General features: G+C 67.0%; 20 protein-coding genes, 2 tRNA genes and 2 rRNA genes. 12 read left to right on the forward strand and 12 right to left on the reverse strand.

All coding sequences use genetic code 11. The features are described 5' to 3' along the window. Nucleotides 1–90 precede the first annotated feature (90 nt). The 5 genes from NL126_RS07235 (at nucleotide 91) to NL126_RS07255 (ending at nucleotide 5,062) form a co-directional block, all read left to right on the forward strand. Nucleotides 91–162, forward strand: a tRNA-Ala gene (locus NL126_RS07235). 188 nt (nucleotides 163–350) lie between these two features. After that, a 23S ribosomal RNA gene (locus tag NL126_RS07240) occupies nucleotides 351–3,265 on the forward strand. A gap of 159 nt (nucleotides 3,266–3,424) precedes the next feature. After that, a 5S ribosomal RNA gene (gene rrf / locus NL126_RS07245) occupies nucleotides 3,425–3,546 on the forward strand. A gap of 190 nt (nucleotides 3,547–3,736) precedes the next feature. Then, nucleotides 3,737–4,942 carry an acyl-CoA dehydrogenase family protein gene (locus NL126_RS07250; protein WP_255198253.1) on the forward strand — a complete coding sequence of 402 codons (1,206 nt, stop codon included), beginning with the start codon at nucleotides 3,737–3,739 and terminating at the stop codon, nucleotides 4,940–4,942. 44 nt (nucleotides 4,943–4,986) lie between these two features. Beyond that, a tRNA-Cys gene (locus NL126_RS07255) sits at nucleotides 4,987–5,062 on the forward strand. Between the two features lie 306 nt (nucleotides 5,063–5,368). On the opposite strand, the gene NL126_RS07260 is transcribed toward NL126_RS07255, so the two are convergent. Further along, a complete protein-coding gene (locus NL126_RS07260; protein ID WP_255198254.1) occupies nucleotides 5,369–7,567 on the reverse strand; it encodes a glycoside hydrolase family 3 N-terminal domain-containing protein in 2,199 nt (732 codons plus the stop codon). Nucleotides 7,568–7,862: 295 nt separating this feature from the next. On the opposite strand from NL126_RS07260, the gene NL126_RS07265 reads away from it, so the two are divergent. The 3 genes from NL126_RS07265 (at nucleotide 7,863) to NL126_RS07275 (ending at nucleotide 11,201) form a co-directional block, all read left to right on the forward strand. Then, nucleotides 7,863–9,335: a hypothetical protein gene (locus NL126_RS07265; protein ID WP_255198255.1), complete on the forward strand. Its 1,473-nt coding sequence runs from the start codon at nucleotides 7,863–7,865 to the stop codon at nucleotides 9,333–9,335. Between the two features lie 114 nt (nucleotides 9,336–9,449). Beyond that, nucleotides 9,450–10,736 carry a cation:proton antiporter gene (locus NL126_RS07270; RefSeq protein WP_255198256.1) on the forward strand — a complete coding sequence of 429 codons (1,287 nt, stop codon included), beginning with the start codon at nucleotides 9,450–9,452 and terminating at the stop codon, nucleotides 10,734–10,736. A gap of 30 nt (nucleotides 10,737–10,766) precedes the next feature. Continuing rightward, entirely contained in the window at nucleotides 10,767–11,201 is a 435-nt protein-coding gene (locus NL126_RS07275) for a universal stress protein (RefSeq protein WP_255198257.1), read from the forward strand. A gap of 2 nt (nucleotides 11,202–11,203) precedes the next feature. On the opposite strand, the gene NL126_RS07280 is transcribed toward NL126_RS07275, so the two are convergent. The 5 genes from NL126_RS07280 to NL126_RS21965 form a co-directional block, all read right to left on the reverse strand. Next, complete coding sequence (locus NL126_RS07280; RefSeq protein ID WP_255198258.1) at nucleotides 11,204–11,536, reverse strand: DUF7268 family protein; 333 nt, start codon at nucleotides 11,534–11,536, stop codon at nucleotides 11,204–11,206. Further along, complete coding sequence (locus NL126_RS07285; RefSeq protein WP_255198259.1) at nucleotides 11,537–12,481, reverse strand: ABC transporter permease; 945 nt, start codon at nucleotides 12,479–12,481, stop codon at nucleotides 11,537–11,539. A gap of 10 nt (nucleotides 12,482–12,491) precedes the next feature. Beyond that, a complete protein-coding gene (locus NL126_RS07290; RefSeq protein WP_255198260.1) occupies nucleotides 12,492–13,517 on the reverse strand; it encodes an ABC transporter permease in 1,026 nt (341 codons plus the stop codon). A 56-nt stretch (nucleotides 13,518–13,573) separates the two neighbouring features. After that, nucleotides 13,574–15,256: an ABC transporter substrate-binding protein gene (locus NL126_RS07295; protein WP_255198261.1), complete on the reverse strand. Its 1,683-nt coding sequence runs from the start codon at nucleotides 15,254–15,256 to the stop codon at nucleotides 13,574–13,576. 102 nt (nucleotides 15,257–15,358) lie between these two features. Further along, nucleotides 15,359–18,166 (reverse strand): ABC transporter ATP-binding protein, encoded by a 2,808-nt coding sequence (locus tag NL126_RS21965; RefSeq protein ID WP_286670843.1) that lies wholly within the window; start codon nucleotides 18,164–18,166, stop codon nucleotides 15,359–15,361. Nucleotides 18,167–18,297: 131 nt separating this feature from the next. Between NL126_RS21965 and NL126_RS07310 the strand changes: the two genes are divergently transcribed. Further along, complete coding sequence (locus tag NL126_RS07310; RefSeq protein ID WP_255198262.1) at nucleotides 18,298–18,783, forward strand: DUF7529 family protein; 486 nt, start codon at nucleotides 18,298–18,300, stop codon at nucleotides 18,781–18,783. 79 nt (nucleotides 18,784–18,862) lie between these two features. Here the strand turns inward: NL126_RS07310 and NL126_RS07315 are convergent, their stop codons facing one another. Both NL126_RS07315 and NL126_RS07320 read right to left on the reverse strand, forming a co-directional pair. Next, a complete protein-coding gene (locus NL126_RS07315) occupies nucleotides 18,863–19,522 on the reverse strand; it encodes a DUF5806 family protein (RefSeq protein ID WP_255198263.1) in 660 nt (219 codons plus the stop codon). A gap of 62 nt (nucleotides 19,523–19,584) precedes the next feature. Beyond that, nucleotides 19,585–19,947, reverse strand: coding sequence for an SHOCT domain-containing protein (locus tag NL126_RS07320; protein WP_255198264.1), 363 nt, complete (start codon nucleotides 19,945–19,947; stop codon nucleotides 19,585–19,587). An 82-nt stretch (nucleotides 19,948–20,029) separates the two neighbouring features. Here NL126_RS07320 and NL126_RS07325 point away from each other — a divergent pair, with 82 nt between their 5' ends. Together NL126_RS07325 and NL126_RS07330 are read left to right on the forward strand one after the other, a co-directional pair. Then, nucleotides 20,030–20,398, forward strand: coding sequence for a universal stress protein (locus NL126_RS07325; protein WP_255198265.1), 369 nt, complete (start codon nucleotides 20,030–20,032; stop codon nucleotides 20,396–20,398). Beyond that, nucleotides 20,395–20,949, forward strand: a complete 555-nt coding sequence (locus tag NL126_RS07330) for a GNAT family N-acetyltransferase (RefSeq protein WP_255198266.1) — start codon at nucleotides 20,395–20,397, stop codon at nucleotides 20,947–20,949. The genes NL126_RS07325 and NL126_RS07330 overlap by 4 nt, the downstream gene beginning before the upstream one ends. A 46-nt stretch (nucleotides 20,950–20,995) precedes the next feature. Here the strand turns inward: NL126_RS07330 and NL126_RS07335 are convergent, their stop codons facing one another. The 3 genes from NL126_RS07335 to NL126_RS07345 all read right to left on the reverse strand — a co-directional run bounded on the left by NL126_RS07335 (nucleotide 20,996) and on the right by NL126_RS07345 (nucleotide 23,782). Continuing rightward, the gene (locus NL126_RS07335) at nucleotides 20,996–22,348 is read right to left on the reverse strand and encodes a dihydroorotase (protein ID WP_255198267.1); all 1,353 of its coding nucleotides are present in this window, start codon (nucleotides 22,346–22,348) and stop codon (nucleotides 20,996–20,998) included. A 49-nt stretch (nucleotides 22,349–22,397) separates the two neighbouring features. Then, on the reverse strand, nucleotides 22,398–23,033 hold the full coding sequence (locus tag NL126_RS07340; RefSeq protein WP_255198268.1) for a hypothetical protein: 636 nt from the start codon (nucleotides 23,031–23,033) through the stop codon (nucleotides 22,398–22,400). 71 nt (nucleotides 23,034–23,104) lie between these two features. Then, complete coding sequence (locus tag NL126_RS07345) at nucleotides 23,105–23,782, reverse strand: lipoate--protein ligase family protein (RefSeq protein ID WP_255198269.1); 678 nt, start codon at nucleotides 23,780–23,782, stop codon at nucleotides 23,105–23,107. A gap of 51 nt (nucleotides 23,783–23,833) precedes the next feature. Here NL126_RS07345 and NL126_RS07350 point away from each other — a divergent pair, with 51 nt between their 5' ends. Further along, nucleotides 23,834–24,673: a DUF8155 domain-containing protein gene (locus NL126_RS07350; RefSeq protein ID WP_255198270.1), complete on the forward strand. Its 840-nt coding sequence runs from the start codon at nucleotides 23,834–23,836 to the stop codon at nucleotides 24,671–24,673. A 100-nt stretch (nucleotides 24,674–24,773) separates the two neighbouring features. Here the strand turns inward: NL126_RS07350 and NL126_RS07355 are convergent, their stop codons facing one another. Beyond that, nucleotides 24,774–25,085, reverse strand: coding sequence for a DUF7521 family protein (locus tag NL126_RS07355; protein WP_255198271.1), 312 nt, complete (start codon nucleotides 25,083–25,085; stop codon nucleotides 24,774–24,776). Between the last annotated feature and the right edge of the window lie 104 nt (nucleotides 25,086–25,189).

The raw sequence follows: 25,189 nt of genomic DNA on the forward strand, positions 1-25,189 counted from the left end.
CACCTTAGAACTACCAGGGCTACGATCGCGGACGGACTGTGCCCACACGTACGAGGAGACGTGGGCAGCGCGTCCGCCGCGGTCGATGTTGGGCCCATAGCTCAGTGGTAGAGTGCCTCCTTTGCAAGGAGGATGCCCGGGGTTCGAATCCCCGTGGGTCCATGTCCGAGACGGAAACCGTGTCCCTTATACGGACGACGGCATTCGTCTCGGGTACGACCGATGCACCACTCCGTGTGAGCGTGAGTGGGAAGGGTGGATGTACGCCACGGCCCCGCAGCCGGGTGTAACGATGAAACCGTGTGTAAGTGCGATCCAGGCGCTCACTGGACCCGTTCACTGTTCCTCAGTGATCGTGGCTACTGTGCCGCCTGGTGGATGGCTCGGCTCAGGCGCCGATGAAGGACGTGCCAAGCTGCGATAAGCCATGGGGAGCCGCACGGAGGCTAAGAACCATGGATGTCCTAATGGGAATCCCCTCAGCAATTGCCTTGCGCAATAGGGAACGCTCCGGATTGAAACATCTTAGTAGGAGCTGGAAGAGAAAGCGAATGCGATGTCGTCAGTAACGGCGAGTGAACGCGACACAGTCCAAACCGAAGGCTTCGGCCAATGTGGTGTTCGGACTGACTCTCATCCGTGGAAACTCGACGAGAAGTCTCCTGGAACGGAGCTCGATACAGGGTGACAGACCCGTATCGTCGTGGAGTACACGGTGCGTCAGATCCAGAGTACCGGGGATTGGAAATTCCTCGGGAAGATGGCAGGCATCGTCTGCCAAGACTAAATACGACCTGAGACCGATAGCGAACAAGTAGTGTGAACGAACGCTGAAAAGCACCCCGAGAAGGGAGGTGCAATAGGGCCTGAAATCAGGTGGCGATGGAGCGACGAGGCATAAAAGGCCTCTCGACGAAGGACCTGGGGGCGACCCCATTGTACGACTCGAGAGGAGCCGATGTCTCGTCGTGCGTTTTGAAAAACGAGCCAGGGAGTGTACCTGTTTGACGAGTCTAACTGGAGTATCCAGGAAGGCGTAGGGAAACCGATACGGCCGCAGCATTGCCAGGGCCACCGTGTTCAAGCGCGGGGAGTCAAACGGGTACGACCCGAAACCAGATGATCTACGCGCGGGCAGGACGAAGCGTGGCGAAAGCTACGTGGAGGTCCGTTAGGGTTGGTGTCCTACAATACCCTCCCGTGACCTGCGTGTAGGGGTGAAAGGCCCATCGAATCTGGAAACAGCTGGTTCCAACCGAAAAATGTCGAAGCATTACCTCTGCCGAGGTAGTATGTGGGGTAGAGCGACCGATTGGAAGAGCGGCCTCCGAGAGGAGTCTGCCTTCCTGTCGAACTCCGAACTCACATACGCCGTTGACGCAGGGAGTCCGCCGTGCGGGGTAAGCCTGTACGGCGTAAGGGAGACAACCCAGAGCTGGGTTAAGGTCCCAAAATGTGGACTAAGTGCGATTGAAGATGGTCCCGAGCCCTAGACAGCCGGGAGGTGAGCTTAGAAGCAGCTACCCTCTAAGAAAAGCGTAACAGCTTACCGGCCGAGGTTTGGGGCGTCCAAAATGATCGGGGCTCAAGTCCACTACCGAGACCTAGCCGCATCCTTTACCGGATGATTGCGTAGGTTGGCACTCCGATCGGGCGGAAGCTCGGGTGAGAATTCGAGTGGACCGATTGGTGACGAAAATCCTGGCCATAGTAGCAGCGATAGTCGGGTGTGAATCCTGACGGCCGAACGAGTAAGGGTTCCTCAGCAATGTTTATCAGCTGAGGGTTAGCCGATCCTAAGTCCTGTCGCAATTCGAGCAGGACGAAATGGGAAGCTGGTTAATATTCCAGCGCCGTCATACATTGAAAGCTGACGCCTTGGGGTCGACCAGGCCACGCCTTCGCGTGGTACAACCGTCAAAATCCGTGGAAGCCGTAATGGCACGAAGCGGACGAACGGCGGGATATCGTAAGCTGGTTCAACCTAGGGCCCGTGAAAAGGCGAGTATGACGTTCGTACCGAGAACCGACACAGGTGCTCGTGCCAGAGAAAGGCAAGGCCTGTCGGGATCAACCGACGTTAGGGAATTCGGCAAATTAGTCCCGTAAGTTCGCGATAAGGGATGCCTGCCCAGGAAATGGGCAGGCCGCAGTGACTCGGGCGCTCCGACTGTCTAGTAACAACATAGGTGACCGCAAATCCGAAAGGACTCGTACGGTCACTGAATCCTGCCCAGTGCGGGTATCTGAACACCCAGTACAATGGGACGAAGGACCCGTCAACGGCGGGGGTAACTATGACCCTCTTAAGGTAGCGTAGTACCTTGCCGCTTCAGTAGCGGCTTGCATGAATGGATTAACGAGAGCGCCGCTGTCCCAACGTTGGGCCCGGTGAACTGTACGTTCCAGTGCGGAGTCTGGAGACCCCCAAGGGGAAGCGAAGACCCTATGGAGCTTTACTGCAGGCTGTCGCTGGGACATGGTCGCTAATGTGCAGAATAGGTAGGAGCCGTTACACAGGTACGTGCGCTAGCACGCCACCGAGGCATCATTGAAATACTACCCGTTAGTGACTGTGACCCTCACTCCGGGAGGAGGACACCGATAGCTGGGCAGTTTGACTGGGGCGGTACGCGCTCGAAAAGATATCGAGCGCGCCCTAAGATCATCTCACGCGGGTCGGGAACCCGTGGAAGAGCGCAAGAGCAAAAGATGATTTGACAGTGTCATTCCTAACGAGTGACGCTGACGCGAAAGCGTGGTCTAGCGAACCAATGAGCCTGCCCGATGCGGGCCATTGCTGACAGAAAAGCTACCCTAGGGATAACAGAGTCGTCACGCGCAAGAGCACATATCGACCGCGTGGCTTGCTACCTCGATGTCGGTTCCCTCCATCCTGCCCGTGCAGCAGCGGGCAAGGGTGAGGTTGTTCGCCTATTAAAGGAGGTCGTGAGCTGGGTTTAGACCGTCGTGAGACAGGTCGGCTGCTATCTATTGGGGGTGTTTCGGAACCTGACGGGAACGTTCGTATAGTACGAGAGGAACTACGAATGGTGACCACTGGTGTACCGGTTGTCCGAGAGGGCATGTGCCGGGCAGCTACGTCACACGGGGTAAGAGCTGAACGCATCTAAGCTCGAAACCCACCTGGAAAAGAGGTTCCGCTGAGGTCGCTCGTAGAAGACGAGATCGATAGACCTGGGGTGTACGCACCGAGGCAACGAGGTGTTCAGCCCGCAGGCACTAAGGACCGAAGCCACTCAATCATCGCACTGAGACTCGTGAACGAGTCCAGGCGCAATCTGGATCGCACTTACACGCGGATTACATCCACCACCGACATTGGTAATCCGAACTGCCTCGCAGTTCGGAGACGCGAGGACTTGTCCTCGCGGTATCACGGTTCGATTCCGTGAGTCGGCGTTAAGGCGGCCATAGCGACAGGGTCACTCCCGTACCCATCCCGAACACGGAAGATAAGCCTGTCAGCGTTCCGGTGAGTACTGGAGTACGAGAGTCTCTGGGAAACTCGGTTCGCCGCCTACCATTCATACTACGGCCCGGAGGGCACACGCCCTTCGGGCCGTTTTCATTTATGTCGAGAGCGGTGCCACCGTGGCCCGCTCGACCAGCGGCCGCGCTGTCGTCCGGTTCGCGCACCGACAGTGCCTGTCGAACAACTATACAACAGTTTTTAGTTGCGGGTTTTATGTGGATGAGGGGCTATCGCACGTGCATGCCGACCACCCAGTCCACGCCACCGGGCTTCGAGGAGACACCCGAACTCGAGCTGATCCAGAAGACCGCGAGAGGCATCGCGAGCGACTACGACGACGACTACTGGCTCGACGTGAGCGAGGGGCGCGACCCCAGCGAGTTCTGGGCCGACTGTGCCGACGCGGGGTTTCTCGGCACGGCCATCCCCGAGGAGCACGGTGGTGAGGGGATGGGCTTCTGGGAGCTCTCGGCCATCGTCGAGGAGCTCGCCACCCACGGCTGTCTCGGCGTCGAGATGCTGTACGTCGTCACCGTCTGTTTCGGTGGCATCACGCTCACCAACTACGGGAGCGACGAACAGCAGGAGCGGTGGCTCCCGGGGATCTGCGACGGCGACGTGAAGTTCTCGATGGCGCTGACCGAGCCCGACGCGGGGCACAACGCCCCGAACATGACGACGTTCGCCGCGAAGGACGACGACGAGTACGTCATCGATGGCTCGAAACAGTGGATCTCGGGCGTCGAGCGCGCCGACCAGATGCTGCTCGTCGCGCGTACTACGCCGCGCGAGGAGGCGCCCAAGCGCACGCAGGGGGTGACGCTGTTCCTCGTCGACCCGCAGGACCCGAACATCGAGACGCGCGAGCTCGACGTGGGGATTCCCACCCCAGAAAAACAGTTCGAGGTGTCGTTCGACGGCGTCCGCGTGCCCGAGGAGAACGTCGTCGGCACGGAGGGGATGGGGCTGTACCAGCTGTTCGACACGGTCAACCCCGAGCGGCTGCTGGGCGCGTCGGGGGCAATCGGCGTCGGGAAGTGCGCGCTGAACCGCGCCATCGACTACGCGAACGACCGGGAGGTGTTCGGCGAACCCATCGGTGCGCATCAGGGCGTTCAGCACCCCATCGCGGAGGACTGGTCGCGGCTGGAGGCCGCCCGGCTCCTGGTTCGGAAGGCCGCGTGGGCCATCGACAACGAGCCGGACCCGAAGGAGCGGGCGAAGCTCGCCAACATGGCGAAGCTGCGCGCCAGTGAAGCGGGCCACGACGCGACGGACGTCGCGGTCCAGACGCACGGGGGTAACGGCTTCTCGCGTGACTACACCGTCATCGAGATGTGGAAGGGGACGCGACTCGGGAAAGTCGCGCCCGGCTCGACCGAGATGATGCGCAACCACATCGCCGAGCACACGCTGGGGATGCCCCGGAGCTACGGCGAACAGTGAGCTATCGCTACGCTTAAACACCGGAGTACGTTACATTCTGGTGCGCCAAGGTGGCAGAGTCTGGCCTTACGCGGTTGCCTGCAGAGCAGCTACACGCCGGTTCAAATCCGGCCCTTGGCTTGCGTGGCCTCACTGCGTTCGGCCACATTATTGTGAACGGTGAGCGATAGCGAGGGCGACCGCAGGGAGTCCTCGAGAAGACGAGCGGGCGAACCCACGAGTCAGCGACCGTGAGCAGCGAGGTTCTCACTCCGTTCGAACCTGGGATAGGCGAACGGTGAGCGAAGCGAACCGTGAGATCGCTCGGCACGACAGCGCGCGCTATCACCCATCGGACGAAGGTGAATCAGGGAGCGGAGCACCCGTGGTACACCCCGTCTCGGACGGCGACCAGAGGAATCGCCATCCAGCGGGCGCCGCTCGAACTCAGTGGGCGGCCGCTTCGAACGGGACGAGCAGGTCTGCGCAGCCGATCTCGTACCGGCCGGGACTGACCACTCGCCGGCCGTCTTCGAGGACGATTCCGAGCGCGTCGGTCCCGAGCCGGACGCTCACCGACCGTTCCTGCCCGGGGTCCAGCCGGACGCGTTCGAACCCGCACAGTTCGCGGACCGGCCGGACCAGGGGGCCGGAGCGAGCGTGCAGGTAGAACTGCACGACCTCCTCGCCGACGCGTTCGCCGACGTTCTCGACGGTCACGGTCGCCTCGACCGTTCCGTCGATCGGGATCTCTTCCGGCGAGACGCGGAGGTCCCGGTAGGCGAACTCGGTGTAGCTCAGGCCGTGTCCGAACGGGAACAGTGGGTCGTAGGCGGCCACGTGCTGGTTGGTGCCGGCGGGATGGGGGTGGGGCAGGTGGTCGTGGACCACCGGAAGGTGGCCGGTCGAACGGGGGATGGAGATGGGGAGTCGCCCCCCCGGTTCCTGGTCTCCAAAGAGGACGTCCGCGAGCGCGCGTCCGCCCTCGGTTCCGGGATAGTACGACCAGATGAGTGCGGGGAGGTTCTGAGCCGCCCAGGAGACCGCGAGCGGCCGGCCCGAGACGAGCGTCAGGACCGTTGGCGTCCCCGTCTCGTGAATCCCTTCGAGGAGCCGCTGCTGTGCCTCGGGGAGCGAGAGGTCGATCCGGGAGGGGAACGCGTTGGCGTTCGGCTTGGGGGGGTTCGAAGCGAACTCGTGGATGTACCAGCCCTCTCCGAGAACGACGACCGCGACGTCCGCGTCGCGTGCGGCGTCGACCGCCGCATCGATGGGCGCGTCGTCCCCGGTCGGGGTGAGTCCCGGCTCGTAGCTGACCGACCCGGTCCCAGGGCCGTCCTGGAGCGCCTCGTAAATCGTCGCGCCCGCGACCCCGTCGGGGTCTTCGACGCTCCAGCCCCCCACCTGTGCGAGGGGGGCGTCCGCGTTTGGTCCGGTGACGAGAACGTCCTCGTCGCCCGACAGCGGGAGCAGTCCATCGTTCTCGAGCAGGGTCACCGACTTGCGCGCGGCCTCGTAGGCGAGCTCGCGGTGGGTCCGGTGCCCGAGGAACTCCGCCGCCCGGTCCGGGTCGACGTAGGGGTCGTCGAACAGGCCGAGCCGGAACTTCGCCGTCAGGATCCGACGGACGCTCTCGTCGAGGCGCTCGCGGGAGATCGCCCCGGTCTCGACAGCATCGTGGATCGCTCGGGCGTGTCTCACGCCGCCGATCGACGCGACGTCGAGGCCCGCGCCGAAGGCCAGCCGGATGGAGGCCTCCCGCGAGTCGGTGACGCGGTGGTCCTCGTGGAGCTGGTCGACCCCGCCCCAGTCGGAGGCGATGGCCCCGTCGAACCCGAGGTCCTCCCGGAGGAGGCCCGAGAGGTACTGTTCGGACCCGTGGGCGGGGACGCCGTTGACCGCGTTGTAACACGGCATCACCACGTCGGCTCCGGCCTCGATGGCTCGCTCGAACGGCGGGAGGAACCCCCGCCGGAGGGTGCGCGGTGAGACGTCCACTGGTGCGGCGTCCTCGCCGCGTTCGGGGGCGCCGTACGCCGGGAAGTGCTTCGCCGTCGTGAGCACACCGGGCTCCGCCTCGCGACTCCCGCGGATCTTCGCCGCCACCATCTCCCCGACGAGCAGCGGGCTTTCACCGAACGTCTCGAAGGTCCGTCCCCAGCGCGGGTCGCGCACGACGTCGCAGGTCGGCCCGTAGTTCTGGTGGGCGCCTGTCGCCCGGACTTCCCGTGCGGTGACCCGGCCGATACGTCGGGCGAGTTCGGGGTCCCACGTCGCCCCCAGACCGAGGTTGTGGGGGAACACCGTCGCGCTAGCGATGTACGCGTGGCCGTGGGTCGCGTCGACCGGGATGATGAGTGGGATCCCCAGCCGGCTCTCCTCGATGGCGCGTCGCTGGAGCCGGTTCGCCACTTCCGCCACCTCTCGGGGGTCCGTGTGTGGCGTGCTCGCGATTCCGAACGGGGTTGCGAACCCCAGCTGGTAGGCCTCGACCTCCTCGAGGACGTCCTCGAGCGACTGGCGTACTGCACCCACCTTCCCGACGTACGTGCCGCAGCATTGGCCAGCCTTCTCGTGGAGCGTCATCCGCTGTAGCAACGCTTCGACGTGTTGTTCGATCGATTCGCTCTCGCGATAGACGGTCATTACTGCGGAGATAGCGACGGAACGGATGTATGTTGCGGGTGGTCGCCGCTCGATAACCACCCTCGATTTCAAATACGAGTAGACTGCCCCCGCCTGGGCTGCATCTCCCGGGCTTCGGCTCGCGTGACTGTCTCTGCGTGTGCCACCGGCGCTGTCTCTCCCGTCCCCGTGCCGATACTGCCCTCGTCCGGACCCGACGGGGACGTACTCGGGTCCGAGAACTCGAACCCGCAGGTGCCAGCAGAAGGGTTAAGCGGGGGAGTGTTCCATCTCCGGCAATCGAGAGTGAGATGCTATGAGAGTTCTCATCGTTCCGGAGCTGTACCGCTCCAACGAGGCCAGCGCGAACGCGACCCTCAACGACGCCGTGACCTGGGTTCGCGAGTGGCTGCGCCAGGACTCCACGATACACGTCTACTGGTTGCTGCCGCACCGGGCGACCGCCGCCTACGAACGCGAGGACGTGCTCGCCGACCGCGACCGGGTCACGCTCATCGAGGCGGAGCCATTCATGGGCGGGACGGACGTCGAGTACCTGTTCACCGAAAGCGGGTTCACCGAGGCTCAGTTGCTCGCGCTGAAGCAGCGGATCTACGACGACCTCGGATACGTGGACGTGGTCATCGACCAGTTGCGGCACGGGGAGTGGCCCCTCCAGAAGTGGCTGCTGTACCTGTCGGGCCGCCGGGCTGGCGAACCCAAGCCGTTCGACTATATCGTGAACGTCCACGATCTGCTGTTACCGTTCAAGTACCCCGGGGATGGCTATCGCGACGACTACCATCGGAAGATGGAGGTGACGCGCGCGGTCCTGGCTGACGGCTGTTGGTTCAAAGCCGGGCTCGACGCCGCGGAACTGCCCGTCTTCGGCTCGACGTTCCTCCCCGAGTCGGTGATCGAGTCGGCGCTCGACGCGTCGATTATGACCGACAGCCCGATCGACTTCAGTCGGTTCGAGGAACGCTACAGCGAGGAGCCGCGGTGGCTCCACATCGCCGGCTCGAACTGGGAGAAGAAACACCAGGAGCTGATTATGGAGATCGCGTGTGACCTCCATCGGAACTACGAGATGCGGACCGTCATCACCAGTATGGGCGACATCCCGGAGGAGTACACCCGGCACTCGTGGGTCGAGGCCCACCCGTCGGCGTCGTGGGAGGAGTACGAGCGGGTCCTCGAGAAGGGCGACATCGCGATTTCGGCGACCGAGTACGACACGCTCGCCCGGACCTGGTTCGAGCAGGCGGCCAGCGGCCAGGTGTTGATCATCCGTGACGAGCCGTGGGTCCGCGACTGTGTCCCCGCCGACTCGCCGCTCGTCGCCCCAGTGGACCAACTGCTCGAACGCGCGCGCTGGGTAGTCGAACACTGGGACGACGCCGTCGCCGCCAATCGTCGGATGATGGCTCACGTCCGGGAGGTCCGCAACCCGGAGCGGACCGGGCGGAAGACGCTCGACGATATGACCTGGCGAGTCGCGGAGAAGGTCGAGACGTACGCCGCGATCCACAGCGACGCCGACCGACGTGCGGCCGTCGGGCAGGCCATCTCGGAGCTGGACGCGGCCGAGCTGACGCTCGCCGAACTCGTCGAGTTCGGCGAGGAGTTCACGGCCGACAGCGAGCCACTGTTGAGCCACGACTGGTGTACACTCACCGACCTCGTCTTCCTCCTCCGGGCGCAGGGATACCGTGACGTCGGCAACCCCGGGACGCCCGTGTTCCGCCGGGCGGTAGACGAAGAGACGCTGACTTCGGGCGGCGTCTGATTCCGCGGGCGACGCGGTTCTACGCCCGTCACGGGTCGGGGTGGCGCCCACGACCGTCCCGCGACGCCCCGCGTGGGGACGTACTTTGTGTGTGGGGGCTGAACCGGACTGACGATGGCGGTGGTCCCGAGCTTCGACATCTCGTCGGTCGTTCTCGTCCAGATCGCGGTGTTGCTGGTCGTCGCGCGTGCGCTCGGCGGTCTGGCCGCCCGAATCGGCGTCACGCGCGTCGTGGGCGAACTCGCGACCGGGTTCGTGCTGGGGCCGTCGGTACTCGGCGCCGTCGCTCCCGGTACGTACGCGGCGCTGTTTCCCAGCGACGGCGGTCTGTTGGGCGTCCTCTCGTTGCTCGGTCTGGTGCTGTTGCTCACGCTCGCGGGGATGGAGTTGGATTTCGACCTCGTCGGCCAGCAGTTCCGTTCCGTCGCGGTCGTCGCCGCCGTCGGGCTCGCCGTCCCGTTCGGCCTCGGGGTCGCGCTGGGCTCGGTGCTGCCCGGGGCGCTACTCGGCGAGGCGGTGGAGCGGCCGATATTCGCGCTGTTCCTCGCGACCGCGCTCAGCATCTCCGCGATACCGGTCGTCGTCCGCATCCTCATCGACCTCGACGTCTTCGACTGGCCGGTCGGGCAGCTGACCGTCGGCATCGCGATGTTCACCGACGTCGTCGGCTGGCTGCTGTTGAGCGTCGTCGTCGGGCTGGCGCGGACGGGCGCCGTCGATGCGCAGTCGATCGTTCGGGTCGTGGTGACCGTCGCCGCCTTCCTCGCCGCCGCGGTCCTCGTCGGTGGGCGGCTGCTCGGGGCCGCGTTCGCCCGGCTCGATGCCGAGAGCGTCGGCGGGCAGCTCGTGGTGGTTCTCGCCGCCGCGCTGGTCGGTGGGGCGGTCACCATCGGCCTCGGTATCGAACCGGCGCTCGGGGCGTTCGTCGTCGGGCTCCTCCTCTCGCGGTCGGGGGGCGTGAGCGACGCGGCGACGGAGCTGTTCGAACGCCTGACGCTGAGCGTGTTCGCGCCGCTGTTCTTCGGTATCGCCGGGCTCCGGGCCGACCTGTCGCTGCTCTTCGAGCCGACCGTCCTTCTCGTCGCGGCGCTCACGCTGGTGGTCGCGACGGTCGGGAAGTTCGTCGGCGTCTACGTCGCGGCGTCGTGGCTCGGCCACTCACGGCTCGAGGCGTTCGCGATGGGGGCCGGGCTGAACGCCCGCGGGGCGATCGAGATCGTCATCGCCGCCGTCGGGCTGGAACTCGGTATCCTGAGTCCGGCGATGTACACCGTCGTCCTCGTGGTGGCGGTCCTGACGTCCGCGATGGCGGCACCGCTGCTCCGGCGGGTCGTGGCTCGCCTGCCGGCTGCCGCCGACGCCTCGCCTGCGAGCCGTGCGGCGACGGGCCGCGCACGGTGACTTTTTGCCATCCCGCTGCACAGACCCGGTATGAACATCGAGACGGTCCTGGTCCCGGTCGACGGGAGCGACGAGTCGATCGAGGCCGTCGAGTACGGCGTCGCCGTCGCCGAGAAGTACGGGGCGGGTCTCCACGCGCTGTACGTGTACGGCGAGGGGGTCGTCCGCGGCGTCGAGGCTGGCGACATCGAAGAACAGGAGGTCGCTGCCGAGGCCGAGTCGTTCATCGGCGCGGTTCAGGAACTCGCGGGTGACGTTCCGGTGTCGCACTCTGCGGCGTACGGCTTCTCCATGCAGCGACTCTCCCAGCATCCGGGGAGCGTCATCCTCGACGCCGCCGGCGACGTCGACGCGGACTTCATCGTCATCCCTCGGGAGCCCGTGACGGGCGACCCGAACGCTATCCTCGAGAAGGCCGCCGAGTACGTGCTCGCGCACGCCTCACAGCCCGTCCTCTCGGTCTGATTCTACAGTAGCGGCGCGCCGACCATCAGCCCGAGTCCGAACCCCGCGACGCGAGTCATTGCCCGCCGCGAATCGCGTTCGGTCCAGTCGCTTCCGGTTTCCAGATAGCGCTGCATGTTCTCGATGCCGCGGCCGGCCATCGCGCTACCCGACCAGCCGAGGGTTCCGAACCCCAGAAGGAGTGCGCCGACGGCGAACACGACGGTTCGGGCGCGTCGCGGCTCGGTGAGGACTCCGTAGCTGACGGCGGCGACGGCGCCGACGACGATCCCCGCGAGAAGCGCCGTCCCGAGGATTCGGGCGCGGGGTTCAGCCCACGCGCGGAGCGCCGACATTCAGTCGATGGCGTCGCGCATCCGGGGGTCGAGCGCGTCGCGCATCCCGTCGCCCAGGAGGTTGAACCCGAGGACGGTGATGGCGAGGAACAGCCCGGGGAAGAACGACATCCACCACTTCCCGGTCAGGAGGCCGTTCTCGACGCCGCGCGAGAGCATCAGCCCCCACGATGGCGTGCCGGCCTGCGCGCCGAATCCGAGGAACGAGAGCGCCGCGAGGTCGATGATGGCGAGCCCGAAGTTCAGCGTCGACTGGACCGTGATGGGCGCGAGCGTGTTCGGCAGGATGTGTCTGGCCAGAACGCGGGGGTCTGCCGCGCCGAGTGCGACGGTCGCGTCGATGTACTCGTCTTCGAGCACTTTCAGCGCGGCCCCGCGGACGACGCGGGCGAACCGGGGGGTGTAGACGAGGATGAGCGCGATGACGGCCTTCCAGAGCCCGGCGCCGAAGATGGCGACGAGTGCCAGCGCCAGCAGCAGCGACGGGAACGCGAGCAGCACGTCCATCGTGCGCATGATGACGTTGTCCGTCACGTCGCCGTAGTACGCCGCGATGATGCCCAGCGAGATGCCGGCGAGCGTCGAGAGGCCGACGGTGATGGTGCCGAACTTCATGGCGAGCCACGCCCCGTAGAGCGTGCGCTTGTAGATGTCGCGCGCGGCGGCGTCCGTGCCGAACAGCTGCTCGTTGAACGGCGCGGGCCCGGCCCAGCCCGGTGGGGCACGGTCGGGGATCGAGGTGCCGAGCCGCGAGCTGGTGATCGCGCCGAGGTCGAGGAACAGCCGGGCGTAGACGGCGATCAGCAGCATCGCCACGATGATGAAGAGGCCGACGACGGCCAGGCGGTTCGACAGCAGTTCGGAGAGGAACGGCGACGCGCGGAGGCGGTCGAGGAAGCTCCGTTCGGCGGGGCGTTCCTGCGTGGATTGGGTGTCGGTGCTCATTGGTCGGCTCTCATTGTTCGATCCGGGGGTCGAGGTAGCTGTACGTCACGTCGACGCCGAGGTTCACGAGCGTGAACAGCAGCGCGAACGTGAGGACGGTGCCCTGCACGAGCGGGTAGTCGGAGGCGCCGATGGCGTTGACGAGCATCGTGCCGATGCCACCGATACCGAAGATCGTCTCGGTGAGGACCGCCCCGCCGAGCAGGGTGCCGAACTGGATGCCGATGACCGTCACCACGGGGATCAGGGCGTTCCGGAAGCCGTGTTTCATCAGCGTGATGCGGAGGCCCTGCCCCTTCGCGCGGGCCGTCCGGATGTAGTCCTGTCTGACGACTTCGAGCATCGAGGAGCGCATCATCCGCGAGAGCAACGCCATCGCGTAGACGCCGATGACCATCGCGGGCAGGAACAGGTGCCAGACGGCGTTGATGAACGCCGCCGGGTTCGCCGACAGCAGGGTGTCGATGGTGAGCACGCCCGTGTAGGCCGTGTAGTCGCTGCCGGCGAAGAACTCCGAGCCGATACGGCCGCTCGTCGGGAAGATACCGAGGTACGTCGAGAACAGCAGGATGAGCAGCGGCCCGGACCAGAAGATGGGAACCGAGATACCCGTCAGCGCCCCCACTCGCGTCAGGTGGTCGGCGAGCGAGTCCTGCTTGACGGCGGAGAGGACGCCGAGCGGAATCCCGAAGAGGATGCCGAGTATCTGGCCGTAGAACGCGAGTTCGATGGTGACCGGGAGCTTGTCGAACAGCACGCTCTGGACCGGCTGTCCCTTCGCGATCTGGTACGACTCGCCGAACTGGAACTGCACGGCGTCGCCGAGGAACCGGAGGTACTGTACCCACAGCGGGTCGTTCAGGCCGAGATCCTGGCGCACCTGCATCAGCTGCTCCGTCGACGCGCGCTGACCCAGCATCACGCGCGCCGGGTCGCCCGGTGCGAGATGGAGGATGGCGAAGACGAGCGTCGCCACCCCGAACAGCACCGGGACGAGCAGCAGTAGGCGCTTCACGAGGAAGCGTTTCGAGACCATTCGACGGATGTGGTTGGGGGTGAAAGAAAACGGTTCCGGATTTTCGGTTTCCGCGATTACTGCAGTTCGACGGTGTTGAGGTACGGGCCGCCCACGGAGGAGACGGTGTAGCTGTCGGGAACGACAGCCTCGTTCACGCCACGCAGCGTCTGGGCGTAGTCGACGAACACCCACGGCGCCTCGTCGTGGGCGAGCTTGCTCGCCTCCTGGTACATCGTCTTCCGCTTGTTCTCGTCGTAGGTGCGCTGGGCCTCACGGACCGTCTCCATGAAGTCGGTGTTCGCCCACGCCGAGACGTTCAGCGTGTTGAACCCTTCGGTGTCCCAGCTGACCCAGTCCTGGCCGTCCGGGACGGCGTCCATCTCGACCTGCGGGTCGAGCAGGACGTACAGGAAGTTGTCCGGGTCGGAGTTGTCGGTGTACCAGCCGAGGAAACACGCGTCGTGCTTGCCCGTCAGGGTGTAGTCGAGGTACGACGAGAACGTCGAGAACTGGTTGATCTCGACGGTGAGGCCGATGTCCTCGAGGTCGGACTTGACCTGGTTCGCCGTCTCGACCGGGCTCGGGTTGTAGCCACGCGGGTTCGAGAACGTCGCGAGCTCGAAGGAGAAGCCGGTCGCGCCGGCCTCTTCGAGGAGGCTCTGGGCCCGATCCTTGTCCTGCGGGTACGGGTCGACGTTGTCGTTGTACCCCAGCACGTCCGGCGGGAGCGGCTGGTCGGCCTGCGAGGCGAAGCCCTGGTAGATCTGGTCGACGATGGCCTTCGTGTTGACGGCGTAGGAGATGGCACGGCGGACCTTTCGGTCGCGGAACTCCTCCTTCCGGTCCATGTTCATCCCCATGTAGCCGATGTTGATGCCGTTCTTCGACTTCAGCGTCGCCGAGTCCGCATCCTGAATCTGCGTCGACGACTGGGAGTCGAGGTTGTCGGTGATGTGGGAGTCACCGTTGATGACGTCCTGTGCGCGCGTGGAGTTCTGCGTGATGGTCTTGAAGATGACCTCGCCGACGTTCGGGCCGTCGCCCCAGAACTCGTCGTTCGCCTGCAGCAGGACGCGCTGGTTCTCGTTGTCGAGCTGGTCGAACGCGAACGCCCCGGTACCGATGGGGTCGGTGCCGAGTTCGACCTGTGCGTCCGGGCTGGAGCCGAGCGACTCGATCTGGTCCTTCGAGAGGACCGCCGCCGCGAACATCGCCAGGTTCCGCAGGAACGGCGCGTACTGCTGGGTCAGCTCGATCGTCAGCTCGTAGTCGTTCGAGGCGTCGACGCTCTTGATCCAGTTGCCGAGCGTGAAGCCGGCGTAGCCCGAGCGGTTCGAGTCGCCGAGATAGTAGTCGTACTCGGGGTCGGTGAACCGCCGGAACGTCGCCTTGAAGTCTTTCGCGGTGAAGTCGGAGCCGTCGTGGAACGTCACGTCCTCGCGGAGGGTGAGCGTCGCGGTCGTGCCCGAGAGCGAGTACTCCGTGGCGAGTGCGTCCTCCAGCTGGCCCCCCGAGCCCGCAGCGAACTGGATGAGGGTGCTGAAGATCTGGTTGGTGACCTTCGCCACCTCACCGGAGGTAGTCTGCTGGGGGTCGTAGTTCTCCGGGTGGTCACCGCGGGCGTAGACGAGGGTACCGCCCCCGTCCCCGCCACCGCCACCGCCGAGGCTGTCGAGACACCCAGCGACCGACGCGGTCGCCGCCGCACCGCCTGCGGCTTTCAGGAAACTCCGTCTGTCCATGTCGCTTCGGGACATAGCCAGTAGTGTCAGAGCGCGTCTAATAATAGTATCGAAAATTTGCCTTGATATTAGTGATTAAACCGTGGGAAGAGCCGGCATTCGACCGATCTCCCGGAGCTACTCGCCGTAGAGGTGGCACGCCGCCGGGTGGTCGCCGTCGTCGAGCGCCGGGTCGCGGCGCTCGCAGACGCTCTCGAACCGCTCACGGAGCCGGTCGGCCGCCGCCTCGAACTCGCCGGCGACGACCTCGTCGATGGCTGCCTTGACGACGCGCTGGTTCTCCCCCGAGAGGTCGTGGTCGAAGAACTCGTCGTGGATGGCTCGGGTCACGTCCGGCTGGCCGCCGTCGGTGGCTGCCACCGCGGACTCACCCTCGATGCTCGCCCGGACCGCGTCGACGTCGATGTCCTCGTCCTCGACGCGCTGCCGGAGGTTCATCACCTCACGGTACGCCGCCTGCTCGATGTCGATCTCGTCGGGCGGGATGACCTGCGGACACCGCGTCCGGAAGTGACAGCCGGAGGGCGGGTCGATGGGTGAGGGCACGTCGCCTTCGAGGATGGTCCGGTCGTCGCCGGCCGTCGGGTCCGGCTCGGGAATCGCCGAGAGCAACGCCTGTGTGTAGGGGTGACGCGGCTCGGCGAACAGCGCGTCCGTCTCGGCGATTTCGACCACCTCGCCGAGATACATCACGGCGACGCGATCGCAGATGTGCCGGACCACCGAGAGGTCGTGTGCGATGAACAGGTAGGTGAGCCCGAACTCCTGCTGGAGGTCCTCCAGCAGGTTCAGGATCTGTGCCTGCACGCTCACGTCGAGCGCGCTCACCGGCTCGTCACAGACGATGAACTCGGGGTCGACGGCGAGCGCGCGGGCGATGCCGACGCGCTGACGCTGCCCGCCGGACATCTCGTGGGGATACCGACCGTACTGGTCGCCTTCGAGCCCTACGGCCTCCAGCAGTTCGACGACGCGGTCGCGCCGGAGCCGGCGAACTGGGGCCGTCACCTCGACGCGAACCGTCTCGCCGTCGACCGTCACGTCGAGTTCGTCGTCGTCGACGAGTCCCGTGATGGCCGTCGCGCGAGCCTCGCCGCCCGTCACCTCGACACGCACGTCGGCGTTTTCGGGGGCGACGGGGCCGCGGACGCGGTCACCCGCGACGGCCGCGTCCGTGCGCCCCTCGACAGCCACGTCGAGCAGCGGGAGGTCGTGAATCTTCAGCGGCTCCAGCACCGTCTGCCCGACGGTCATCCGGGGGTCGAGCGACGAGAGCGGGTCCTGGAAGATCATCTGCATGTCGCGGCGACGTTTTCGGAGCGGCTCCTTGTCGAGCCCGGCGAGGTCCTCGCCGGCGAAGACGACCCGGCCATCGGTGGGTTCGAGCAGCCGGAGCAGGGTGCGGCCGGTCGTGGACTTCCCACAGCCGGACTCGCCGACGAGCCCGAGCGTCTCGCCCTCGTAGATGTCGAAATCGACGCCGTCGACCGCTTTCACGGTCCCCGGCTGCTCGCCGATGTATCTGTCGAGGAGGTCTTCAGCCTGCGAGAAGTGTTTCTTCAGCCCGTCGACCTCTACGAGCGTCTCGTCGGTGCGTGTCGATTCGCGGGCGCTCATGCCCCCGCGGTCTGAACCGTAGATGCTCGTGTCGAACTCCTCGTGGATGCACTTCGCGCGGTGGTCGACGTCCTCGGGGCCGTGCTGGAGGTCGGGCACCTCGCCCTGGGTACACTCGGGCTGGGACCACGGACAGCGCGGCGCGAAGTGGCAGCCCTCGGGCATGTCGATGAGGCTCGGGACGTTCCCCTCGATGGGGGTGAGGCGGTCGGCGTCCTCTCGGGGAATCGACTCCAGGAGCGCGTACGTGTACGGGTGTGAGGGGTTCGCGAAGATCTCCTCGACCGGCCCCTCCTCGACGATTTCCCCCGCGTACATCACGGCGACGCGGTCGCAGGTCTCGGCGACGACCCCGAGGTCGTGAGTGATGAACAGGACGGCCATCCCCAACTCGTCCTGCAGGTCGTTGATGAGGTCGAGAATCTGTGCCTGGATGGTGACGTCGAGTGCCGTCGTCGGCTCGTCGGCGATGAGGAGCTGTGGGCGGCAGGCGAGCGCGATGGCGATGAGGACGCGCTGGCGCATCCCGCCCGAGAACTCGTGGGGGTAGTCGTCGACGCGCGCTGCGGCCTCGGGAATCCCCACGTCCTCCAAGATGTCGATGACGTCCGCGAGCACGCGGTCGTCGATGCCCTCGTCGCCGAACGGGAGGATTTCGCGGAGCGCGTTCGTCCACGTGTCCTTCTTGCGGCCGCCGTAGCGGTGCAGGCGAAGGGACTCGGCGACCTGCTCGCCGACCGGGAGTGCGGGGTTGAGCGAGGTCATCGGGTCCTGGAAGATCATTCCCATGTCGCCGCCACGCACCGAGCGCATGGCGTCTTCGGGCGCGGCCGCGAGGTCGACGTAGCCGTCTTCGATAGTGACGGGCCCCTCCTCGCCCTCGCCGGCGACGAGGTCGCCGTCGTACCGGGCGAGCCGGCGGCCGAGTTCGGTGTCGGAGAGGTCGTCGAAGTCGGGGAGGTTCTTGCGGGGGCTCTCGGGGACCGCTCCGCGGTCGACGCGGGCGGCCTCGATGTGGACGAAGCCGTCGTTGCCGTTGCGGGCGACGCGTTTCGGGTACTGGCGGGCGAACCGGCGGACGGTGTCGAGCGCGCCGAACTTCACCTCGCCGCCGGCCTGTCGGCCGGGCTCGTCGACCAGCTGCATCGCCGACAGCGCCGTCACGGACTTCCCGGAGCCTGACTCGCCGACGAGGCCGACGGTCTCACCCGGTTCGACCGTGAGGTCGACGCCGTCGACGGCCTTCACGGTGCCCCGCTCCGTGTCGAAGTAGGTCTGGAGATTCGAGAGCGAAAGCAGGTCGCGCATGTCTCTTCGGTTCGCAAATGTCGCCTAAAACAGTTGCGGGATGCGGAGATGTCGGCACAGCATTCGTCGCCGAACGCGGCCGTTCGTGCCAGCGCGGAACGTTTTTCCCCGGCCGCCCCCCGTCACCGACCATGAGCGCGGACAACCCGTTCGGGAAGGTCGTCGGCCACTGGGAGGCCGTCGTCGAGGACATGGAGGAGACGGCCACGCAGTACCGCAACGCGGGCTGGGAGACCGTCGAACTCCACCCCGGCGACGTGACGGTCGTGCCCGCCGATCACGAGCAGTTCGGCATCGTCGCCATCGCCCCCGACGACGAGTTCGCCGCCCTGCTCGACATCGTCGAGGGCCGAACCTTCGACTCCTACGAGGTCTACCGGGGTGACACCGAGGGTGTGGTGTTCCTGCTCGTCGTCGTCGAGGCGGACGCCGCCGACGCCGCGGTGTTCCTGCCCGCGTACTACGAGCGGACGGAGAGCGGCGAGGGTGAACTCCGAAAGCACGAGGGGGTGCTCCACACGCGCGTCCGCAACCTGCAGGGCGACGAGATCGTCGAGTTCACCCACGAGAACCCCGAGCCGTTCTTCCCCGACGAGCGGTTCGACGCGGAGGAGTAGCGTCGGCGCCACACTCATCCTCACGGGTCGCTACGCTCCCCGTTCGGATGGTGGAGACTCTCCCTGCGGTCGAGTCTCCCTAGTCGTCGCCGCCGATGGTGTGGCCACACTCGGGACAGGACATCTCGTCGTGTCGGAGCGCCGCGCTCTGTTCGCGCACCTCGCGCATCACACTCGAGATGCGGTCTTCGGCCGCGAGTTCCTCCTCGACGGTGAGTTCGACGCCCTCGACTTCGAGCAGGAACTTCGCCACCTCCGTCACCTCGTACATCAGGTCGTCGAGCTCCTCGGCGGTGAAGAAGTCACACATCGCGCCGTAGAGGAACGTCGCGCCCGCCTTCTGCACCTTCTGCTCGAAGGAGGCGCGCGCCTGATTGACGGCCTGTGGCGTGTACGTGTCCGTCATGAACGGCACCAGGTGCGGCAGGTTCTCGCCGATCTTCGTCATCTCGACACCGGTCTCCGTCCTGAAATCGGCACAGAGCCGTGCGATGGCCCACTCGCGCGCCGTGATGTACGTGCGGTCTCGCAGGAACTCGTTGGCGCGGTCGTACGTCGCGCCGTCGATCTTCGAGAAGCGAGCGTACTCGGCCACGTCGTCAGGCACGTCGGCGTCGGCGGGTTCTGCCCCGTTCGTCGGCTCGTCGTCGACGCGCCGAATCGCGGCCGTCACCTCCCCGGCCTCGACCTCCCCATCGGGGTCCTCCTGTGCGCCCATCGCAGACCCATCGTCGGTCATGCGAGCGAGTCGGGCCCCCCCGCGAAAAAGTATGTCGGCGATGTCTGACGGACGGCGGACGCTCACTCGGCTTCGCGGCGCTCGCGGCCCCGCTCGACGTACTCGCGGGCCGCCTCGACGTCCTCGGTTTCGAGCAGGCGCTCCAGTCGGGCCTCGAACTCGTCTTCGTCGAGTTCGCCGCGGGCGTAGCGTCGCTTGAGCTCTTCCAGTGCCTCGGCGTCCTCGTCTCGCGGTGGCTCCGGCTCGTCCTCGTCGTCGTCGAGCCCGAAGGCGATGGAGACGAGCGGGAGGACGACGGCGAAGCCGATGACCCAGACGAGCCAGAACCACGACTGGCCGGTGAACAGCGCGGCGAAGCCGAGCCCGAGGACGAGGAGGGCGACGACGCCGCTGGCCTCGTTGCGAAGGTTCTCCGCGACACCCATACTGGAGAGGCGTCGGGGGCGGACAAAAACGTTCGTTCGCCGCGTCGGGACGTTTTTCCCCCCGCCGCTCGTGGGGTCGAGCATGAAGGTGCTGCTGGGTATCGGCGGGAGCGAGGACTCCTTTCGCGCGCTCGACCGGACCATCGAGCGGGCGCTGGAGGCCGGCGACGAGCTGACGGTCGCGGTCGTCGAGAACCCCGACTCCCAGCCTGCGGTCGAAGACGTGGAGCAACGCGCCCGGACGGCGCTCTCCGAGGCAGGGCTCCCCGAGCGCGTCAGAGTCGTCGAGGGCCACCCCGGAAGCGGGCTGGTCGAGCTCGCGGAGCGCGAAGGGTTCGACCGCATCGCGCTCGGCGGCGGCGAGACGAGCCCGCTCGGGAAGGTACAGCTCGGCTCCATCGCGGAGTTCGTCCTGTTGAACGCACAGACCTCGGTGACGCTGGTCCGATGACGCGCCCGTATCCCGACATCGTGGCCGGTCCCTACGAGCCGCCGCCGCATCCGTTCGAGGACAAGGAGGGGCGCGCGCTGACGGTCAGACAGTACGGCGCCCCCGACGCGCCGGTCGACGACGAACACGAGGCACTCGTCGAGATGTACGTCGCGTTCGACCCCGAGGACCGCGCGCAGGGGATCCCCCCCGTCGGCGAGACGGGCGTCCGCCGATGGCTCGACGAGATCCTCACCGACGACTGTTTCAACGTCGTCGCGTGGCACGGCGACCGCGCCGTCGGCCACGCCACGCTCGTCCCCGACCTCGGCGACGCCCCCGACCCCGCCTACGAACTCGCAATCTTCGTACTCGCCGACTATCAGGCGGCGGGCATCGGGACGCGCCTGATGAAGACGCTGCTGGGACTCGGCCGCGAGCAGGGCGTCGAACACGTCTGGCTCACGGTCGAACGCTGGAATCGCCCGGCGGTCGCGCTGTACGAGAACGTCGGGTTCGAGCCCTCCGAGACCGGGAGCTTCGAACTGGAGATGAGCGCGACCCTGCGGTAGGGCACTCTGGCTCGCCGCTCGTTTCACCTGCCGGTCGGCGGGCTCGCTACCGCTCGACCGCCCGGACGTTCTTCCCGACGACTTCTGCGAACTCTGCGCGTCGCGGCCGGAGCACGCCCGAGGCGTCGCGCCCGGCGTTCGTGTCGCGGTAGACGACGGTGCCGCGGACGGTCGTGAGCTCGGGGAACACCCCCCGTTTCCCCTCGAACGGCGTCCACTCGCACTTCGTGTGGAGGTCGTCGCCGTGGATCTCGCGGCTGGCCTCCGGGTCGACGAGCACGAGGTCGGCGTCGCGGCCTTCCTCTACCTTCCCTTTCTGTGGGAGCCCGAAGATCTCGGCCGGGTTGGCGGCGGTCACGTCGCGCACCCGCTCGTAGCTGATGGTGCCCTGTCGCGCCTCCTCCAGCAGGAGGGGGAGCGCCGTCTCGACGCCCGGTACGCCTGACGGTGCCTCCCAGATGCTCGCGGCCTTCTCGGCGCGAGTGTGGGGTGCGTGGTCGGTGGCGACGATGTCGACCGTCCCGTCCGCGAGTCGCTCGAAGACGGCCTCCCGGCGTGCTTCGCTCCGCAGGGGCGGGTTCATCCGGCCGTACGTCCCCAGTTCGTCGAGGTCCTCACGCGAGCAGAACAGGTGGTGGGGGGTGACCTCGCAGGTGAGCCCGGCGTCGTGGGCGATGTCGACGCCCTCCGGCGTGGAGGTGTGGGCGATGTGGACCTGGGCCTCTGTTTCGGCAGCCACGTCGCAGGCGAGTTCGACGGCCTCGGCCTCGGCCTCGGGCGTGCGGAAGGCGCTCCAGGCGTCGGCGTCATCGCGCTCGTTCGCGCCGCCGGGACGCACGCTCTCGTCGAACAGCGTCGCGTCCTCGGCGTGGACGGTCACGGGGACGTCGTTCTCCGCCGCGAGGGAGACGGCCTCCTCGAACAGCTCACGGCCGATGCCCATGTCGCCGGTCGAGTCCGCGAGGAAGACCTCGCCGAGGGCGAACAGCGGGCGGTCGAACAGCGAGTCGGGGTCCCACGCCTCGGTGACGCCGCCGTTGAGGCCGAAGTCGACGGTCGACGGTCTCGCGAGCTGGGCTTTCTCGTCGAACGCTTCGCCCGTCGTCGTGGGTGGCGAGGTGTTCGGCTGGTCGACGACGGTCGTGACGCCGCCCGCCGCGGCGGATTTCGAGCCCGTCGCCCACGTCTCCTTGTGCGAGTAGCCCGGTTCGCGGAAGTGGACGTGGGCGTCGATCATCCCGGGGAGGAGGAGCTTGCCGGTGGCGTCGATGGCCTCGGTGTCGTCGGCAGCGAGGGCTTCGCCCTCGTCGAGGTCCTCGCCGACCTCGGCGATGGTCTCGCCCTCGACACGGACGTCTACGACCTGCCCGTCGGCGAGTTCGGCGTTGCGAAAGAGCATTGCCGGGGCTGGGAGGGGGGTTGGCTTATGCCTCCCGAAAGTAACCGCGTCAGTCCGCGGTGGGTGCCCGCCAGACGGCGACGACACCGAGCAGCGCGAGCACGGCGGTGGTCGCGGCGGCCGACGGGAGCCCCGAGGCAAACGGGTCGACCACGGTCCAGACCAGGCCGAGCGCCGTGGCGTGGTAGGCCGCGGTCGCGAGCCGTCGCCACCGTCCCGGACGCGCGAACGTGACGGCGAGCGCCGTTCCGATGACGGTGAGTAGCGCGGTGGTCACGACCGCGGCCGGAACGCCAGCGCGGTGGCCGACCAGCACGCCGACGAGGACGGCGAGCACGAGGGTCGAACAGACGTGCGCGGCCCGCCGAAGGAACGCGAGGTAGCCGCCGTCCTCGCCGGTCCCCAGTTTCGCGTTCGACAGCCGCGGCCAGTCGGGACCGAACAGCCCGCGTCGACCGACGGCGATGCTGACCGGCAGTGCGGCGCAGGCGGTCAACACCGCGGGCCCGAGCAGTGTCGGGTCGAGCGAGGAGAGGAACAGCAGCCACAGCGCCGGCAGCCCGAGGACGAGCAACTGCCCCGCGCCGTAGTAGCCGATGGCGGTCAGGAGGTCCGGGTCGTCGTCCCGGTCGGTGGCGGGCGGCGACGTACCCTGGCTCTCGGGTCGGTAGCGCGAGCCGGCCATCCTCGAACCGTTCGATGTGTTGCCACTTCACTCCAGTGGCCTCGGCGCTCTCGGTGTCGTCTACGGGCTGGTCAGCCGAGCCGTTCGACCGTCGCCTCGCGCTCCCCCACGAGCGCGTTCTCGACGGCGCTCGCCACCCTCTCGGGGTCGCCGTCACCGCCAGCGCGCTCGACGCTCCCCACGGAGTCCGGGGCGAACGGCACGCCGAGCGCGTGGTAAACGGGGTCGAGAACCGCCGCGATTTCGGCGTGGTCGCGGACGACGAGGATGCCAGCGGTCGCGGCCGCCCCCGTCGAGACGCGCTGGGCGATGCCGACGAGTTTCCCCGAGGAGGAGAGCGAGTGGTCGCCGGGGCAGAACGACTCGGGCGGCTCGCCCCGCTCGGCCGTGACCCCCAGCGTTTCGAGTGCAACTCGGAGGTCACGGACGGCCGCGTCGTAGCGGGCGTCGAGCCCCCGTCTGATGTCGTCGACGGGCTCGATGCGGGCGAACGCGAGCGTCGAGCCGGTGTGGGCGACCGCGCGGCCCCCGACGCTCCGCTCGTACGGGGGGAAGCCGTGTTCCTCGGCGGCGGCTCGCGCCTCGGAGTAGCCCGCTGCGTGGGTGTCCCGGCGCCCGAAGGCGAGCTGGCGGTGCGGGGTCCACACACGGACCACGGACTCGCCCGTCTCGCGCACGTCCTCGCGCAGGCGCTCGGTCACCGCCCGGTCGGCCGCGATGGACTCGCCGCGTCCCCGGACGACTCGCATACCTCGATTTGGGGGCGACGCGGCTAAAGCCCCCCGCTCCCTTGCGCCGCTATGGTCTCGCTCCCGGGCGACGTGGTCGAGCGGTACGAGCGCTTCTCCCTCTACAACTCCCCGTACCCGGCACACGACCACGGCTGTGCGGTCGACCTCTACCCCGGTGAGAACGGTGGCCCGGCGCCGTCGCCGGTCGCCGGCGAGGTGCTCGACACCCGGACGGTACAGTGTCCCCCGCAGTCGTACGCCGTCGACCACGACCACCTCATCCTCGTCGACTGTGGCGACGTCGTCGCGCGGGTCCTCCACGTCGACCCCGGCGTCGACCCGGGCGACCAGGTCACGGTCGGCGACTCGCTCGGCACGCTCGTCCGCTCGGGGTTCTTCGGCCGGTGGGTCGACGACCACATCCACCTCGGCTTCCGCGACCCCGAGCAGAACCCGTATCGGGCGTCGGGGTCGCTCCCGCTCGACCTCGGCGTCTCGGTGGCGGCGGTCGACTGGGATGGCCACGGCGAAGTCGTCGAAACCGGCCCCACCCACGCGCTACTCGACACACCGACCTTCGACGGCACGGGGTTCGCTGCGGTCGCGTCGGACGAGGGGCTCCCGCTCGACGGGGGACTCGCTCACTACACGGGTGGTGGCGTCCTGTCCCCCTGTGACGGCCCGGTGTCGTTACTCGACTGTGAAGTCGGGGTCGCCACGGGACGTGACGTGACGTGGCACGACGTGGCCGTCCGAGCGAACGGCGAGCGGGCGACCGGGCTCTCGCTGTTCGCCTCGCAGGTGCCGTTCGGCGCGAAACTCGTGTTCCACGAGGGCCACGAGTTCGCCGTCGGCGACGCGGTTCGGGTCCGGATCGCCCCGACCGCGGACCCGATTCGGCTGGGCTAGCCGCGTTCCTCGCGCCGCGCCTCGGTAGCGTCGCTCGTGGGTCGGGTGGAGTCACAGGAGCGTCTCGGTTCAGGCAGCAGTTGATGGTGCCGCGGTCGTGTCACGCCGGCGCAGTCGTCGGTTCCTTCGGCAAGCGGACGTACAGCGAGTAGACGAGGGTGGCGAGCCCGAGTGCACTGAGGAGGCTCTGGGCCAGCACGCCGGTCAGGAGGTCCGCGCCGAGCAGCTGGTGGAGCGTGCCACCGACGGCGAAGCCGAGCGTCAACAGCCCGAAACCGAGCGTGAACAGGCCGAGCTCTCGCCCGTGGGTGCGTCGGTACGCTCGGTACGCGAGATGCGTCACGAGCCCACCGAGCACGAGCACGACCGCGTTGACGAGCACGACGAGCAGTATGAGTAGTCCTCGGTCCATGGGTACATCCCCAGCTCTCCAACTGGTCGGTGGTTATGGTACAGTACAGATGTGCCCCCATCTCCGGGGGCTGGTCGTGTGGGTCGCGTGCCGCGCTCACCCTC

This window comes from Halorarius litoreus (genome assembly GCF_024362405.1).
GTDB classification, from domain to species: domain Archaea; phylum Halobacteriota; class Halobacteria; order Halobacteriales; family Haloarculaceae; genus Halorarius; species Halorarius litoreus.